The sequence below is a fragment of the Teredinibacter turnerae T7901 genome, assembly GCF_000023025.1.
GTDB lineage: Bacteria > Pseudomonadota > Gammaproteobacteria > Pseudomonadales > Cellvibrionaceae > Teredinibacter > Teredinibacter turnerae_B.
The window spans coordinates 888445-902417 of record NC_012997.1; the positions used below are offsets into that span (position 1 = coordinate 888445).

Genomic DNA, 13973 nt, shown 5'->3' on the forward strand with positions numbered 1-13973 from the left:
ATGCAAAAAAAAATTGCACATTCACTCCTGCTCACCGTAATTTGCGGCGCACTCTTCGCCTGTGGCGGCAGCCGGAGTAACGATCCTGTCGAGCCTACACAAAGCGCGTTGGATAAAACACTACAGCTTGTGGTTGATCGCCAGATTATTCCCGTCGCGGAAAAATTTGCGGCGGCTGCGGCGAGTTACGGCGAGAATGCGGATAACTTCTGTGCTCTGCAGGACGCGAATTCGTTAGCAGACCTTCAACAAAGCTGGAAGAACCTGGCGCTGCACTGGTACCACCTGCTGCCCTATAATTTTGGGCCAATGAAAAATGATGTGGTATTTCCCAACTTTATGTTCGTCGATGCCTATCGCTTGCGGGGCACCAGCTACACCGCCACTGTGCGCGAAGAAATCGCGGATGTAATCGCCACTAGTGAGCCTTTAGGCAGTGGTTATTTCGATTTTCTGCCGTTTCAAAAAGGTGGTTTACTCGCCCTCGAGGTACTCAGTTTTGAATCTGCGAACCAGCAACGGGACAGTGACGCCATAGTGCAAAGCTACGCTGCCAGCAGTGCGCGTTGTGAGTTACTCACAGGGCATGCCGCGCAATTGGTAAAACGTGCGGAAGCGATTACGGTTGGCTGGCAACAGAGCTACAACGGTGAGACGCGCAGTTATCGTGAGCGCTTCCTTGCCGCAGAATTGCCCGATGGCACACCACCACTAACGGAATTACTTACTGTGGTGCAGGAGCATCTGGATTATTTAAAGCAGCGCTCTGCGGTTACCTCTGTGGCCCAAATCGCGGATATTCCCTGGGAGTTGATGTCCGCAACTGTTGCCGAAGTCGACGCGCTGTTACATGGTCGGCAAGAAGACCAGTTTAATTTTATTGCAGTAATGCGTTCTGCGGGAGCGGCACAGGCCGCCGATACCGTGGAGGGGAATCTGGCGTTTGTTTATCAGAGCATAGACGCCCGCAACGTGACCGATTTTGAAGTGGGCGTAAGCCTGCTGGATGGCAATTTTAAACGCGAAATACCCAATGGTCTGGACGTGGATTTGGGTATTACGTTTACTGATGGGGATTAGGAGAGTTTACATGTTAACGAAATGCATGGCTGGCGTGTCTGGTATGACGCTGATGGGAGTGCTTATAGCGTCTACCGCTGCCGCACAATCGACAAATGAAGACGCAACGGTGGAGGCGCTTCAGGAGCGTATCGAAAAGCTGGAGCAGGAGTTGAACCAGCGTCTGAATATTATTGCCGACGAAGTGGAATCCTCCAAAGGCGACAACAGTCGCTCTCGGGTAACCCTGGGTGGCTATGGAGAGCTGCATTACACTAACCTGAGCAGCGACGATGAAGACGTACGTGAATTGGATATGCACCGCGTCGTGCTGTTTGTGGGATATGAGTTTGCCGACAACGCGCGGCTGGTGACCGAATGGGAAGTTGAACATGCAATTTCCAGCGCGGGAAGTCGCGGCGCGGTGGAAATGGAGCAGGCGTATGTCGAGCTGGACATACAGGATAATCTGCACTGGCGTACCGGTGTGCAGTTAATGCCTTTGGGTATCATTAACGAAACACACGAGCCGACCACCTTTTATGGTGTTGAGCGTCCAATCGTTGAAACGACGATTATCCCAACCACCTGGTACGGCGCCGCCACCAGTATTAAGCAGAGTTTCTCGAATGGCTTTAGTTACGATGTGATGCTTTCTGAAGGCCTGAAAACCGAAGATCCAACGTCCGATCCGGATGCCGAACCGTTTAACTTAAAAGCGGGAAAACAAAAAGCGTCCTTCGCATCGGCTTATGATCTCGCCGTGACGGGGCGGGTCGCATACCGCGGAGTGAAAGGTCTGGAGCTTGCGGTTTATGGTCAATATCAACCAGATCTTGATCAGAGTGCCGAAACCAGTTATGCGGAATCCGCGACCTTGATCGGCGGCCACGTGATTTACAATTTGGGTAGTGTCACCCTGAAAGGCTTGTACGCAAGTTGGAGCCTTGCTGGCGACGCGGCTAAAAACGCGGGTATGGATGTACAAGATGGCGGTTATGCTGAAGTGAATTGGAAGCCATTATCGTCGTGGGGGTTCTACTCTCGTATTAGCCAGTATTCGCAGCAGCAGGATGAGAGCAAAGAAATTGTCGAACTGGGCGTGAACTACTACCCATTAGACAATATTGTATTTAAAGCAGACTACCAGCAGTACAATGAAGATGCTGGTGATTTTAGTGGCATAAATTTGGGCATGGGTTACCAGTTTTAACATTCGTTACGAGTAGATAAAACATTGTGAGTTACACTCGAAGCATCATCAATTAGTTGTGTGCTTCGAGGTGTACTTCCCATGGTATTGATTCATAACATGTTGGCTAAAATAAAAACCAGGGCAGTGCCACTTGCGCTGCTTGCCTCAATTCTGAGCCTGGCGGCGTGTGGGGGGGACGACTCTTCAACACCGCCACCAAACAGTGGTAACTCCAGCAGCAGTTCATCTAGCAGTAGCTCTTCCACTTCCAGCACCTCTTCCAGTTCTTCGAGTAGTTCAAGTTCTTCCAGCAGCTCAAATTCTTCCAGCTCGAGTAGTTCGAGTTCCTCCAGTTCTTCAAGCAGCTCAAGTTCTTCCAGCTCTTCAAGTAGTTCAAGTACCGGCGGTGCAACTCTCAGTTCGGTGGCAACGTTTCCTGTAGGAATGGCGGTGACCGCTGGCAATGAATACCGTAGCTTTCTCGGCATGCCAGAAAAACAGAACGTGCTAAAAACACATTTCAGCCAGCTGACGGCCGGAAATATTATGAAGATGAGTTATCTGCATCCAGGGGAAAACTCATACACCTTTGATCAGGCCGATGCGATGATCAACTGGGCCAAGGCCAATGGACTTTCGGTGCATGGACACACGTTTATCTGGCACTCGGGTTATCAGGTTCCCACATGGATGAGTAGCTACAGTGGGGATTTTCAGGCAATGCTTAACACCCATGTGTCGACCATTGCCGAACACTTTAAAGACGATGTGGTGAGCTGGGATGTGGCGAATGAGGTGATTGACGAGAATGGCATAGAAGGTTGCTGGCGCAATTCGCTGTTTTATCAAAAAGCTGGCAAAAACTTTGTCGCCAATGCCTTTATCGCCGCCCACGCTGCGGACGACGATGCGGAGTTGTATTACAACGACTACGACACAGAAGGGGGTAACAGCGCGAAGCTCGATTGTCTGCTGACCCTGGTCGATGATCTTCTTGCTGCCGAAGTACCTATTACAGGCGTTGGCTTCCAGATGCATGTACAGATTGATTGGCCCTCAATCGAGGCTATTGGGTCCGCCTTTAAAGCGGTTGCCGATCGCGGCTTAAAGGTAAAAATTACTGAGCTGGATGTGCCGATAAACAACCCCTACGCATCGACGCCTTTCCCGCAATACGCCAGTTACACCGAAGCCGCAGCGGCCGTGCAGAAAGCGCGCTATAAAGCGATTGTTGAAGCTTACCTGGCTAACGTGCCTGCACCGCAGCGCGGTGGTCTCACTATTTGGGGGATCTGGGATGGCGATAGCTGGTTGCATACTTTTAACGAGCGTCAGGGCGTAGACGATTGGCCTCTACTGTTTACTGGCCCGGCGGATGGTCCATACGAGCAAAAGGCCGCCTACTTTGGTGTGCTGGAGGCTCTACAAGGACAGTAGCGAGCAGGCATCATGTAAACTCCCAAAGCCGGGTTCAGAGGAATCCGGCTTTTTTGCTTTCTGGAGGGCAAATTGAGCGAAGCATTCGAACAAATGAACCAATTTTTTAACGAGTTGGATGGCCTAAAACTGGTAGAGCGAAAAAGCTATATCGGTGGCGGTGTCAGGCGTGAAAACTCAGCAGAACATTCCTGGCAACTCGCCATGGCGGCCTGGCAGCTTGCACGTCGATTCGACCTGGCGCTCGACGAAGAAAAATTGCTGAAAATGGCGCTGGTCCACGACCTAGGGGAAATTGATGCGGGCGATACGTTTCTCTATGCAACTGAGCGAGCTGATGCCCATATTGTCGAGCGCAACGGGGTGCTGCGGTTAGCCGAACACCCCGGCAATACTGTGCCAGAGCTCACCGAGGTGTGGGACGAGCAGGAAGACGGGATAAGCCCGGAAGCGCGTTTGTTGAAAGTTGTCGACCGCATACTCCCACTGCTACTGAATATTGGAAGTGAGGGGCGAGCCTGGCGGGACATGGGAGTCAAAGCCGGTCAGGTTAAGGAAAAACACGCCTTTATTGCCGATGAATTTCCCGACCTCCACCGCTGGTTAATGCAAAAGATAGAGCGTGCGATTGCACTGGGTTGGCTGCCAGAATAATTGCAGCGACCTATTTTTGCTGCCATCAGCGTGTTCCTGCCTGCAGGTTTAGTCCGTCTTCAGGCTGCCTCGAGTTCAAACTGGAAGGTCGTGCCAAGATCCAATTGGCTGCGGACTTCAATATGGGCGTGGTGCAAGTCCAACAGCTTTTTGGTGATCGCCAGCCCTAGGCCGCCGTGTGCGGTATTGCCTCGCACGCTGTTTCCCGCCTTAAAATGGGGGTCGAAAACAAACGGCACGTCTGCTTCAGGAATGCCGACACCGGTATCGACAACTTCTACTGCCACAAAGCGGGTGTCTTGTTTGAGCCTTACAGTGATGCTGCCGCCAGCATTGGTGTGGCGCAATGCGTTCTCAACCAGATTGGTAAAGACACGCTCGAGCTTCTCAATATCTCCCACCACCCGAATGTGACTGTCGTTTGGCGTGACCCCAAGCGTGACCTGTTTGTCATTGGCGCTGATCTGGAATTTCTGCAGTACATCCTGTACTAGCTCGGGCAGCGAAAAGGGCTCGCGATTGACTTGCACTGTACCGCTATCCAGGTGCGCCAGTTCGAAAAGTTGTTCGACCAGATGCGATATTCGCTCGGCACTTTTGCGCGCTATCGCGATGTATTCCGTGCTTTGCTTTTCACTGAGGTCGCTGCGGTGTATTTCCCAGGTTTCGAGGTAGCCCATCAGTGACGCAAGCGGTGTGCGCAAATCGTGTGAGACATGTGAGAGCAGCTCTTTGCGGAGTTGATCGACAGTGAGCACGTTGGTGTATTGTTGATTCAGGGTGTTTAACAGCTGAGCGAATGCGCTGCCCAATTTGTCTATTTCATTCTGACTGTCGCCATTCCACTCCTGTAGCTGTGCGCCGAGTGAGTCTTCTGCTTGGTCGAAGCGGTTGAACCCGGTGGCTTGAATCGCCGTAACCTGCTGGGTAAGTCGTGCCAATGGGCGAGTAAAAACCCTGGTGAGCCAGAGCATGGTGAGGAGCGCGAGCCCGAGACTGGCGCCAATCAGCCATAGCGCCCAGTGCATAATCTTGCTTTGGGTCACCATAGTGGCGATGTCTTCGTAAATTTCGCTGCCTAGAATAACGTACAAGTAGCCGGCTAGTTGTTGGTTTTCGTTGTAGATGGGCGCGGCAGAAAATATTTTATGTCGGTGCAAGGAACGAGGGTCGTCGCCGTATATCAATTTATCTTTTGGGCCTGAGCTGAACGCCTGCAGCGGCGCGATGGCAATGGTGTGGCGCTTTATTTTTTGCGGGTCGGCGGAGTACGCGAGAATCTGGCCCGCAGGGTCCAACAGATAAAATTCGAAATTGGGGCCGAGAATCATCAAGTCGTGAAATGTGTGTTCGATCACCGCCAGATCCGGCTGTTCGCCATCAAATAACAAGTAGTGATCGGCAACAAAGCCGGCCAGATCACGGTGCATTCGTTGGGTAATTTCCTGCTGATACCCACGAGAAGCGCGTGTGAATATGACAATCAGCAGCACGGTGATGAGAACAAAGGTCACCAGCAACCAAGTGGCCATACGCCGGTAGAGCGTTGCACTATTCATAAAATTTATACCCCACCCCCCAGACTGTGAGCACGTAGCGAGGTTCGCTGGCGTTGGGCTCCAGCTTTGCGCGTAGTCGGTTAATATGTGAATTAACAGTGTGTTCATAGCCGCTGTGGTGATAGCCCCAAACGGCACTCAGGAGCTGGTCGCGGCTAAAAACCTGACCGGGAGAACTGGCCAGATACAGAAGTAGGTCGAATTCTTTTGCGGTGAGTTTAATCTCCTCATCCGCCAAGGTAACCACGTGTTTGTTTTTGTTGATACTAAGGTCGCCAAACACCAGCTGGTCGGGGCCGGCCGTAGGATTGGTTTCCTGGGTATTAAAAGCGACACGTCGCAGGAGCGCGCGAACACGGGCCTGGAGTTCCCGCACACTGAAGGGTTTGGTCAGGTAGTCATCGGCGCCCACTTCCAGACCAACAACCCGATCTGCTTCGGATTTTTTTGCTGTGAGCATCAGAATTGGCGTCAACACGCCTGCGCTACGCAACTTTTGACAGATTTGCAGGCCATCGATGCCCGGCAGCATGACGTCGAGAATGATCAGGTCAAAGCGGGTATTGAGGCTTAGGTTCAGTCCGATATCGCCATCTAGCGCACGGGTAACTGTGTAGTTCAGTGTTTCCAGGTTCAGCGCGATCAGCTCGTTAATTTCTTCCTGATCTTCTATTACAAGAATGTTCTCTGCCATGTGCGGGCCTTTGGATGTTTCAACGCGAAGGCCAGTCATACGGCGCGGTGGAGCACGTCATCTCCGTTGACAGTGTTGACTGGCTGTTTCGGGGGGACTATACCGCGAAGCTTTCGCTTTCGGGTCACCTGTTTATCACGTTTTTATCACAGGTCTGGGCTTTGCCGGGGGCTACTGAGGCGCTTTGCTGCGGCGGGAGGGGGTTGGGCCTGGCTGTTCAATGGCTAGCAAAGTGGCTAGTGTGCGCTTTCTACAGGCCCTTAATCGTCATTCTTGTTACCAATTTCTGCGCTAACACTGCGTCTCGCCTGTTAGGTCCTGTGTAGAGACATATAGGCTCATGAAGTTTTGCAATAGGTAAAGCTCAGGTCTACCAATATTTCGGCATTTTCTTCTTGAGTAGAATAAAGCTGGTATGTTGCTCAATATATTCGCCGATAATCAGCTGTTTCATTATGCGACTCACCATCTCCCGTGAACTTCCGACCATGTTGGCGATATCCTGGTGGGTGACCTTTGGGTTGTCGATCCGATTGTTTTCATCTGCCAGCTTTTCCAAGGTGTGGATCACGCGGCCATAAACGTCCAGCAGTGCCAAATCGCGCACGCTTTCGGTCAGCGCGCGAATGCGCTTGGTGAGTTCACAAATCATGAACTGAGAAAACTCCTGATTATTCTTTAGCAGGTCTTGGAAACTGGCTCGAGAAATGGCAATAAATTCGCACGGGGATACCGTCATAACAGAGGCTGATCGCGGCTCGCCATCTAAAAGCGAAAGCTCACCAAAGTACTCGCCTTCTGTCATGAAATTCAAAATCACCTGTCGACCGTCATCGCCGGTCAGGAAAACGCTCACTTTGCCCTTTTTGATAATGTAGAGGTGATTAGACTCATCACCTTCGGTAACCAGAATTGTATTTTTGGGGTAACTGCGAGTGACGCTCAGTTTTTCCAGTTGTTCCAGATACTGTGCTGGAACATTCGCAAACAGGCTAACGTTTTTAAGCATAATCAGAGTATGTGTTCTTGTAGGTGTTACTTAATGATACCGCGAGTGGCGCAGGGAGTGCAGCCGGTTCAAACGCTAATTACCCAGAAAAATGTGAATTATTCACATTCTGCTAGGTATTAGGGTACTGAGGTACGAGGTGGCGCACACTAAAGTTACCAGCGGTAGCAAGGCGGCAACGGAACCTGAGTTGATTATAGACAGGGTATGTTGTCATTGGGATATGAGCCACTTTATTAATGGATGCATAAACAAGGATCGTTAATTAGCGGAATGCGGGGTCCGATTCCGGTAGGGGAACGATATTTGTGGCCTGGAGCGGGAAGCTCCTAATCAGCTCAGCTGTCTTGCTACCTCCGAATTGTCTCACCTTTCAGGGCAAACCAGATTTTTGCGGATTTTTTCAGTCTTCGAGACGCTCTAAGATCGCTTCTGGGTTTTGGTGATAGGCGGGTATTAGCTCTTGTTTTACGCTGGGAGCCTGTGGTTCCGCGTGTCCGGTTTCGCCCTCTTTTTTAACGGCTAGGCTCGTTTCTCGCACATTCTGTCGCGTTGTCCAATTATTATGTCTCCAATAAATATTGTTGTTTTGTGTGCCAAAAATCGGGCAGGCTAGCTCCCTTTGCAGGTAAAAAAACGGAGCCGAAATGGCTCCGTTAAAACATACTTCTTTAAGATTTACCCAGCGCCCCGAAGATCCAAGGGTGATTAGGCACTGAGCAAATCTCACCGACGGAGACAAGTTTATGCTGGCCAAACTTTGGTGACAGTGAAATATTCACCGCCAGTGAGGGTTATTCTCACCTTTAGCGAGTTTACGCGCCTTTTCCCGGATATTAATCGCGATTTGCTTTGTCTATAATGCCCTGATCTAAGGGGGGCGGCACTTGTTTCATTTAAATTACCGGATGTTTTGGAAGCTGGCCAGCGAAATGTGTTTGCTCGCCTGGTTGGCCGGCTTTGCGTTGCCGGCAGCGGCTTCGGAAACCAGCGCGACTGACTTTATCGACCAGGCTTTCAATGAGCAGCCCCAAGCCAAAACCCTCTGGTTAACCGCTGATTTGCGCGCTCAGATATCACGCGACCTCAACTACGATTTCCACCAGATGCGGGTACGCTACTGGCGATCCGGTGTGCGCTCCGCGTGGATTCTTGAAGAAGTGGGTAAAGAGCAACCGATTACCCTGGGCGTAGTTATCGACGGCGATGCCATTGATGAACTGCGTGTTCTCGCCTACAGAGAAAGTCGGGGTGGTGAAATCCAACAAGGATATTTCACGCGCCAATTTCATGGCGCGGTGCTGGAGGGCGAGGGCCGTAAGGCCCGTTTGAGCAACTCAATAGATGGTATTACCGGAGCGACCCTTTCGGTGCGTGCAGCGCAAAAAGTCGCTAAACTCGCGCTATTTCTTCATGCGCACACCCAGCAACATGGTTAAAACTCCCTCTCGCGGCAAACTCAAACGTTTCTGCATACAGTGGCATAAACGTTTAGGAATATTCTGTGCGCTGGTGGTGGTTTTATTGGCCTCCACGGGTCTTCTGCTGAACCATAGCGATCAACTTGGCCTGCCCCAGCACGACATTTCATCGCCCTGGATTCTTGGTGCTTACCACATCTCACCTCCGTCCCCGGTTGCGTTTGAGACGAACGCTGCTCCCGTCGCTCAGCTCGGCGAACGGCTATTCGTTGACGGCCGAGAGATCGGTCGCTGCGACGGCCCATTGGTAGGGGGAGTGCATCTTACCGACATCAACCTGATCGCTTGCGAGCGTTCATTGGCGCTGTTTACCGGCGACTGGCAGTTGATAGAACTGATGACTGCAGCCTACGGCGTCCCCGTTCCCATCGATCGGCTGGGCTTATTGGGCCAGCAGGTCGTCTTCGAATCCACTGGACAATATTACCTGGCTGATGCCGAGTTGAACGGCTGGGTACCCATGGAGCCACGCGAGGCAGATTTATGGTCCGAGCCTGCAGCGATTGGTGCTGTTGAATCGGCTGCGCTGATGGAGCACTTTGCAAGTGGTATCTCCTGGGAGCGTCTTGTCCTGGATATACACGCAGGCCGGTTCTTGGGTTCAATGGGGCCTTTTTTCCTCGATCTGTTCGCTGTGGGGTTTTTACTGTTGGCGTTTTCCGGCACCTGGCTCTGGGTGCGCGGACGGCCAAAAGTCCGGTAATCGCAGCTTTTAATACTTGGTCTGAAATTGATATGGCTTCGGTATTCAAACCGGAGCTATGACTCTATTATTGTGGGATAACCGTTAATCGCCGCCAGTACAATAGGGTCCATAACATGGCTGTGACTATCCCCGGCTACAAGATACTTCGCACCCTTGGCAAGGGGGGAATGGCGACTGTGTATCTTGCTCAGCAGGAAATCTTCGAGCGCGAAGTAGCGTTAAAAATCATGTCTCGCGCTCTTGCGGAGGACGAATCGTTCGGCCAGCGCTTTTTCCGTGAAGCTAAAATCGTTAGTCAGCTGGTTCATCCGAATATTGTGACTGTGCATAACGTGGGGGTGCACAGCGGTTATTATTTTCTCGCCATGGAATACATTGATGGCGGCGACCTCAAGCAAGTTCGACACAACTTAAGCCTGCAACAGAAAATCACTACCATCCTGGATATTGCCAAAGCGCTGGATTATGCAGCCAGTAAAGGTTACGTCCATCGCGACATCAAACCCGAAAATATCATGTTTCACAATTCCGACGGCCGTGCGGTATTGATGGATTTTGGCATCGCGCGGGCGGCTACGCTCGATAAAAGCGTTACCCAGACGGGTGTGGCCATAGGCACGCCGCACTATATGTCGCCTGAGCAGGCGAAGGGCAAATCGGTGGACTTTCGTTCTGACTTGTACAGTCTGGGGGTGGTTTTTTTCCTGCTTTTATCTGGTCGGGTGCCATTCGACGCGGAATCTGCGGTAGCGATTGGTATTAAGCATATAACTGAGGCGGTACCCTTACTGCCTCCGGGCATGGCGGCATTACAACCCATTGTGGATACATTGATGGCGAAGGATGCCCGTGATCGCTATCAGTCCGCGGGAGACCTGATCGACGACCTGCAGAGGATCGATGTTGCTCTTGTAGATCAAAGTGTTGCATTTGCGCATGCTGATGGGATCGAAGATGACAACCGTGACCTGCCGACCGTGCAGTCAGCGACTATCGAAAACATCGATGCAATCAGTGTTGTATATGACGATCGTGATCCTGGAACCCCGTCCTCCAGTGGTGTTCTCCCCTGGTTGATAGGGCTGGTACTGACCGCAAGCCTCGGCGGTTGGTTGTTTTACCAACAGCGGCCGGAAGTTATACAGCCTTGGCTTGATCTCGCAGGTGAAAAATTTGCAGCCCTTGCGGAACAACCTTTGCGAGCGGCCGGCGCGGACGGTATTTCTAGTCGAAATGGTTCGAACGTGACCGGCGATCAGGGAAAAACTCCAGCTGTGGTCGAGCCCGAAGCCCTGGCAGAAGGCGCCATTGAGCGGCAAAAGGCGAGCGCTAGCACCACCGAGACCTCTGATAAGGCGTCACCATCGCCCACGCCAGACCCGCTTGAGGTCGCACGGGAAAAAATAGTTACGCTGGAGCGCTTGTATAGGTCAGATGCGACCTATTTAGACGCGCTGGTGGAAGCGAATATCGATTTACTCAATCTCTCCCCAGAGGACTCTGTCGCCGAGGCGAACCTTGCCAGCTTGGGCAAAGAGGGGCTGGCGGATATTGAACGCTTGTTGGTGGCGGGCAAGTTCTCTGCGGCAAAGCAAAAGCTTGAACAGGTAGAGCATGTTTTTGCGGGGTACTCACTTGCTGGTCTCGACAGCACGCGTAAAGAGCTTGAGCGGCAGCAGCAGATCAGCGCTCTTCTGTCACAAGCGCAGGCGTATCAGGAGGCAGGCCAGTTGGTGCGTCCATCGGGTAAAAACGCTGCAACGAGTTTCAAAGCCGTGTTGCGTCTCGACTCAACCAACCTTGTAGCGAAAAATGGGTTGCAGGCGGTAGCTGCGGAGTTAGTTAGTGAAGCGGGTGCCCTGTTCAAGCAAGGCCAACTCCAAAGTGCGCTGGCAAAAACCAAAAGTGCACTCGATGTGATTGAGGGCCACAGTGGCGCTAAGACGTTACAAAGGAGAATAGAGCGACAAGTGGCGTATGTGCGGGAGATAGACGATTACTTCCGTATGGCTGAGTTGCGTGTGCGCCAGGGCGAGTTTTTCCAGCCTGAAAACGACAACGCAGACTATTACTACCAACGTATTCTGCGGCGCGAACCCAAGAATCAACGGGCTAAAGAGGGGCGCGACGCCATGGTTGATGAATTTGCCCGAGCGGTTTGGCGGCAGGTTGGGGATGAGCAGTTCTTTGCTGCACAGGAGCGCGTGCAAACGGCACTTGCGGCGATGCCCGAGAATAACCGGTTGCAATCGCTTAAGTTAGCTGTGGAGGAAATTGTTGCGGAAAAATCGCCGTAGCTTGTGTCAACAGACCTTAGCGATCTTTCCGGTTGCAGAGTGCTGGGAAGGAGGGGTTACTCCGAAATCATCGATTGCTGGTAGTTTTCCAGGCCGACTTTATCGATTAAGCCAAGTTGAGTTTCCAGCCAGTCGACGTGCTCTTCCTCGCTCTCCAAAATGTGGTTTAAAAGGTCACGGGATACATAGTCTTTCACTGACTCACAGTAAGCTATTCCCTCACGTAAATCGGGGATAGCGAGCAACTCGAGTTTCAGGTCGCATTCCAGCATTTCGGGTGTGGTCTCACCGATCAACAGCTTGCCAAGACTTTGCAGATTGGGCAGCCCCTCAAGGAAGAGGATGCGCTCAATGAGCATGTCCGCGTGTTTCATCTCATCGATGGACTCTTTGTATTCGTGTTCTGCAAGTTCCTTGAGCCCCCAATCTTTATACATTCGCGAATGCAAAAAGTATTGATTGATAGCTACAAGCTCGTTTCCTAACACCTTGTTCAGATACTCGATGACTTTCGCGTCGCCTTTCATAAATCCTCTCCTGTGGGGGCTGTGCAAAACCCTCCCAGTTTGGAAGCATGGCGCCTATTTGTCAATTCAAGCTATTGATTTGAAACAGAATTTTAAGAATGAAGGCGATAACTATTCGCGTTGCGATTGAGCCTTAGGCGACGTCGTAGAAAATCGCGCCAGCGGTGTCTGATCGAGCGCTTTCCATATGTTCGTTGATAACTTCCCGGGCGACGCAAGCGCATTTACCACACTGGCTGGCAACTCCCAACTGGTCGCGGACTTGGCGCAGACTCTCGGCACCTGCGTCGACTGCATCGCGGATGGCGCTGTCGGTAACACCTTTACACAAGCAAACGTACATGGTTTAGAAGCTCTCTTTAGTGGGTCTCTAATTGGGTAATACGATTGAACGCTTTTAGCTATAGCGCTAAATGAGAATAACTATTGACTGTAGGTTAGTGTGAATAGGAATGATTGTCAATTACATTTTTATCAATAATTTGTGGTGCGTCAATAAACAAATTGATTTCAGTGTGTGCAGCTTGTACTAAAAACCGCTTATTCGCGGAGGGAATTAATCTTCGTCATTTGCAGAATTAATAAAAATTTTGCTTTAGCCTGTGTATCATTAGCGCGGGCTATCGACAGCTACTTGCCCCAGCCGAACGACTGGGCAGCGAAAAAACAGATAGCAATGGCCATCCTCACAAATTCAAAATCTCTGGAGAGAAAACTATGGGCGTATTAGTCGGCAAATCTGCACCCGATTTTACTGCACCTGCTGTATTGGGCAGCGGTGAGATCGTAGACACTTACAGCTTCGCTGAAGCGACCAAGGGTAAAAAAGCGGTTGTATTCTTCTACCCGCTGGACTTCACCTTCGTATGTCCTTCTGAATTGCTGGCGTTCGATCACCGTATGGCTGAGTTCGAAAAACGCGGCGTTGTGGTGATTGGCGTTTCTATCGACTCTCACTTCAGCCACAATGCGTGGCGCAACACCCCCGTTAACGAAGGTGGTATCGGCCCAGTTAAGTACACACTGGTTGCTGATATGACTCACGAAATCTGTAAAGCCTACGACGTAGAGTCAGAAGGTGGCGTTGCTTTTCGTGGTTCCTTCCTGATCGACGAAGAAGGTCTTGTGCGCCATCAGGTTGTTAACGATCTGCCACTGGGCCGCAATGTTGATGAGATGCTGCGTATGGTTGACGCACTGGCGTTCCACCAGGAGCATGGCGAAGTATGTCCTGCTGGCTGGAAAGACGGCGATTCTGGTATGGACGCATCACCAGCTGGTGTTGCTAAGTACCTGTCTGAGAACGCAGACAAGCTATAAGCTGCTCTTCGTGATCAGAAAAAAGGCGCCGTATC

Annotated in this window: 14 protein-coding genes; 8 read left to right on the top strand and 6 right to left on the bottom strand. The window is 51.4% G+C overall.

Annotated elements, in window-relative coordinates:
- Both TERTU_RS03625 and TERTU_RS03630 read left to right on the top strand, forming a co-directional pair.
- Entirely contained in the window at positions 1-1080 is a 1080-nt protein-coding gene (locus TERTU_RS03625) for an imelysin family protein (RefSeq protein WP_015818850.1), read from the top strand.
- A gap of 10 nt (positions 1081-1090) precedes the next feature.
- Positions 1091-2272 carry a porin gene (locus TERTU_RS03630; RefSeq protein ID WP_041590048.1) on the top strand — a complete coding sequence of 394 codons (1182 nt, stop codon included), beginning with the start codon at positions 1091-1093 and terminating at the stop codon, positions 2270-2272.
- Between the two features lie 92 nt (positions 2273-2364).
- Here the strand turns inward: TERTU_RS03630 and TERTU_RS03635 are convergent, their stop codons facing one another.
- Entirely contained in the window at positions 2365-2742 is a 378-nt protein-coding gene (locus TERTU_RS03635; protein ID WP_228378260.1) for a hypothetical protein, read from the bottom strand.
- On the opposite strand from TERTU_RS03635, the gene TERTU_RS03640 reads away from it, so the two are divergent.
- Both TERTU_RS03640 and TERTU_RS03645 read left to right on the top strand, forming a co-directional pair.
- Entirely contained in the window at positions 2741-3691 is a 951-nt protein-coding gene (locus TERTU_RS03640; protein WP_266352082.1) for an endo-1,4-beta-xylanase, read from the top strand. The two genes, TERTU_RS03635 and TERTU_RS03640, sit on opposite strands and share 2 nt — an antisense overlap.
- A gap of 72 nt (positions 3692-3763) precedes the next feature.
- Complete coding sequence (locus TERTU_RS03645) at positions 3764-4345, top strand: HD domain-containing protein (protein ID WP_015818471.1); 582 nt, start codon at positions 3764-3766, stop codon at positions 4343-4345.
- A gap of 59 nt (positions 4346-4404) precedes the next feature.
- Here the strand turns inward: TERTU_RS03645 and TERTU_RS03650 are convergent, their stop codons facing one another.
- The 3 genes from TERTU_RS03650 to TERTU_RS03660 all read right to left on the bottom strand — a co-directional run bounded on the left by TERTU_RS03650 (position 4405) and on the right by TERTU_RS03660 (position 7607).
- Positions 4405-5904, bottom strand: coding sequence for a sensor histidine kinase (locus TERTU_RS03650; RefSeq protein ID WP_015817890.1), 1500 nt, complete (start codon positions 5902-5904; stop codon positions 4405-4407).
- Entirely contained in the window at positions 5897-6598 is a 702-nt protein-coding gene (locus TERTU_RS03655) for a response regulator transcription factor (protein WP_015819414.1), read from the bottom strand. Before TERTU_RS03655 ends, TERTU_RS03650 begins: the two co-directional genes overlap by 8 nt.
- Positions 6599-6968: 370 nt before the next feature.
- Positions 6969-7607, bottom strand: coding sequence for a Crp/Fnr family transcriptional regulator (locus TERTU_RS03660; RefSeq protein WP_015819271.1), 639 nt, complete (start codon positions 7605-7607; stop codon positions 6969-6971).
- Positions 7608-8494: 887 nt separating this feature from the next.
- Here TERTU_RS03660 and TERTU_RS03665 point away from each other — a divergent pair.
- The 3 genes from TERTU_RS03665 (at position 8495) to TERTU_RS03675 (ending at position 12091) form a co-directional block, all read left to right on the top strand.
- Positions 8495-9046 carry an FMN-binding protein gene (locus tag TERTU_RS03665; protein ID WP_015818219.1) on the top strand — a complete coding sequence of 184 codons (552 nt, stop codon included), beginning with the start codon at positions 8495-8497 and terminating at the stop codon, positions 9044-9046.
- Positions 9039-9791, top strand: coding sequence for a PepSY domain-containing protein (locus tag TERTU_RS03670; protein ID WP_015818342.1), 753 nt, complete (start codon positions 9039-9041; stop codon positions 9789-9791). Before TERTU_RS03665 ends, TERTU_RS03670 begins: the two co-directional genes overlap by 8 nt.
- Positions 9792-9907: 116 nt before the next feature.
- Positions 9908-12091, top strand: coding sequence for a serine/threonine-protein kinase (locus tag TERTU_RS03675; RefSeq protein WP_015819341.1), 2184 nt, complete (start codon positions 9908-9910; stop codon positions 12089-12091).
- Positions 12092-12147: 56 nt separating this feature from the next.
- Here TERTU_RS03675 and bfr read toward each other — a convergent pair whose 3' ends face one another.
- Positions 12148-12618 carry a bacterioferritin gene (gene bfr / locus TERTU_RS03680; protein ID WP_015819771.1) on the bottom strand — a complete coding sequence of 157 codons (471 nt, stop codon included), beginning with the start codon at positions 12616-12618 and terminating at the stop codon, positions 12148-12150.
- A gap of 133 nt (positions 12619-12751) precedes the next feature.
- A complete protein-coding gene (locus TERTU_RS03685; RefSeq protein WP_015817594.1) occupies positions 12752-12961 on the bottom strand; it encodes a bacterioferritin-associated ferredoxin in 210 nt (69 codons plus the stop codon).
- Positions 12962-13335: 374 nt separating this feature from the next.
- On the opposite strand from TERTU_RS03685, the gene TERTU_RS03690 reads away from it, so the two are divergent.
- Complete coding sequence (locus TERTU_RS03690) at positions 13336-13938, top strand: peroxiredoxin (protein WP_015820175.1); 603 nt, start codon at positions 13336-13338, stop codon at positions 13936-13938.
- The last annotated feature ends 35 nt before the right edge of the window (positions 13939-13973 follow it).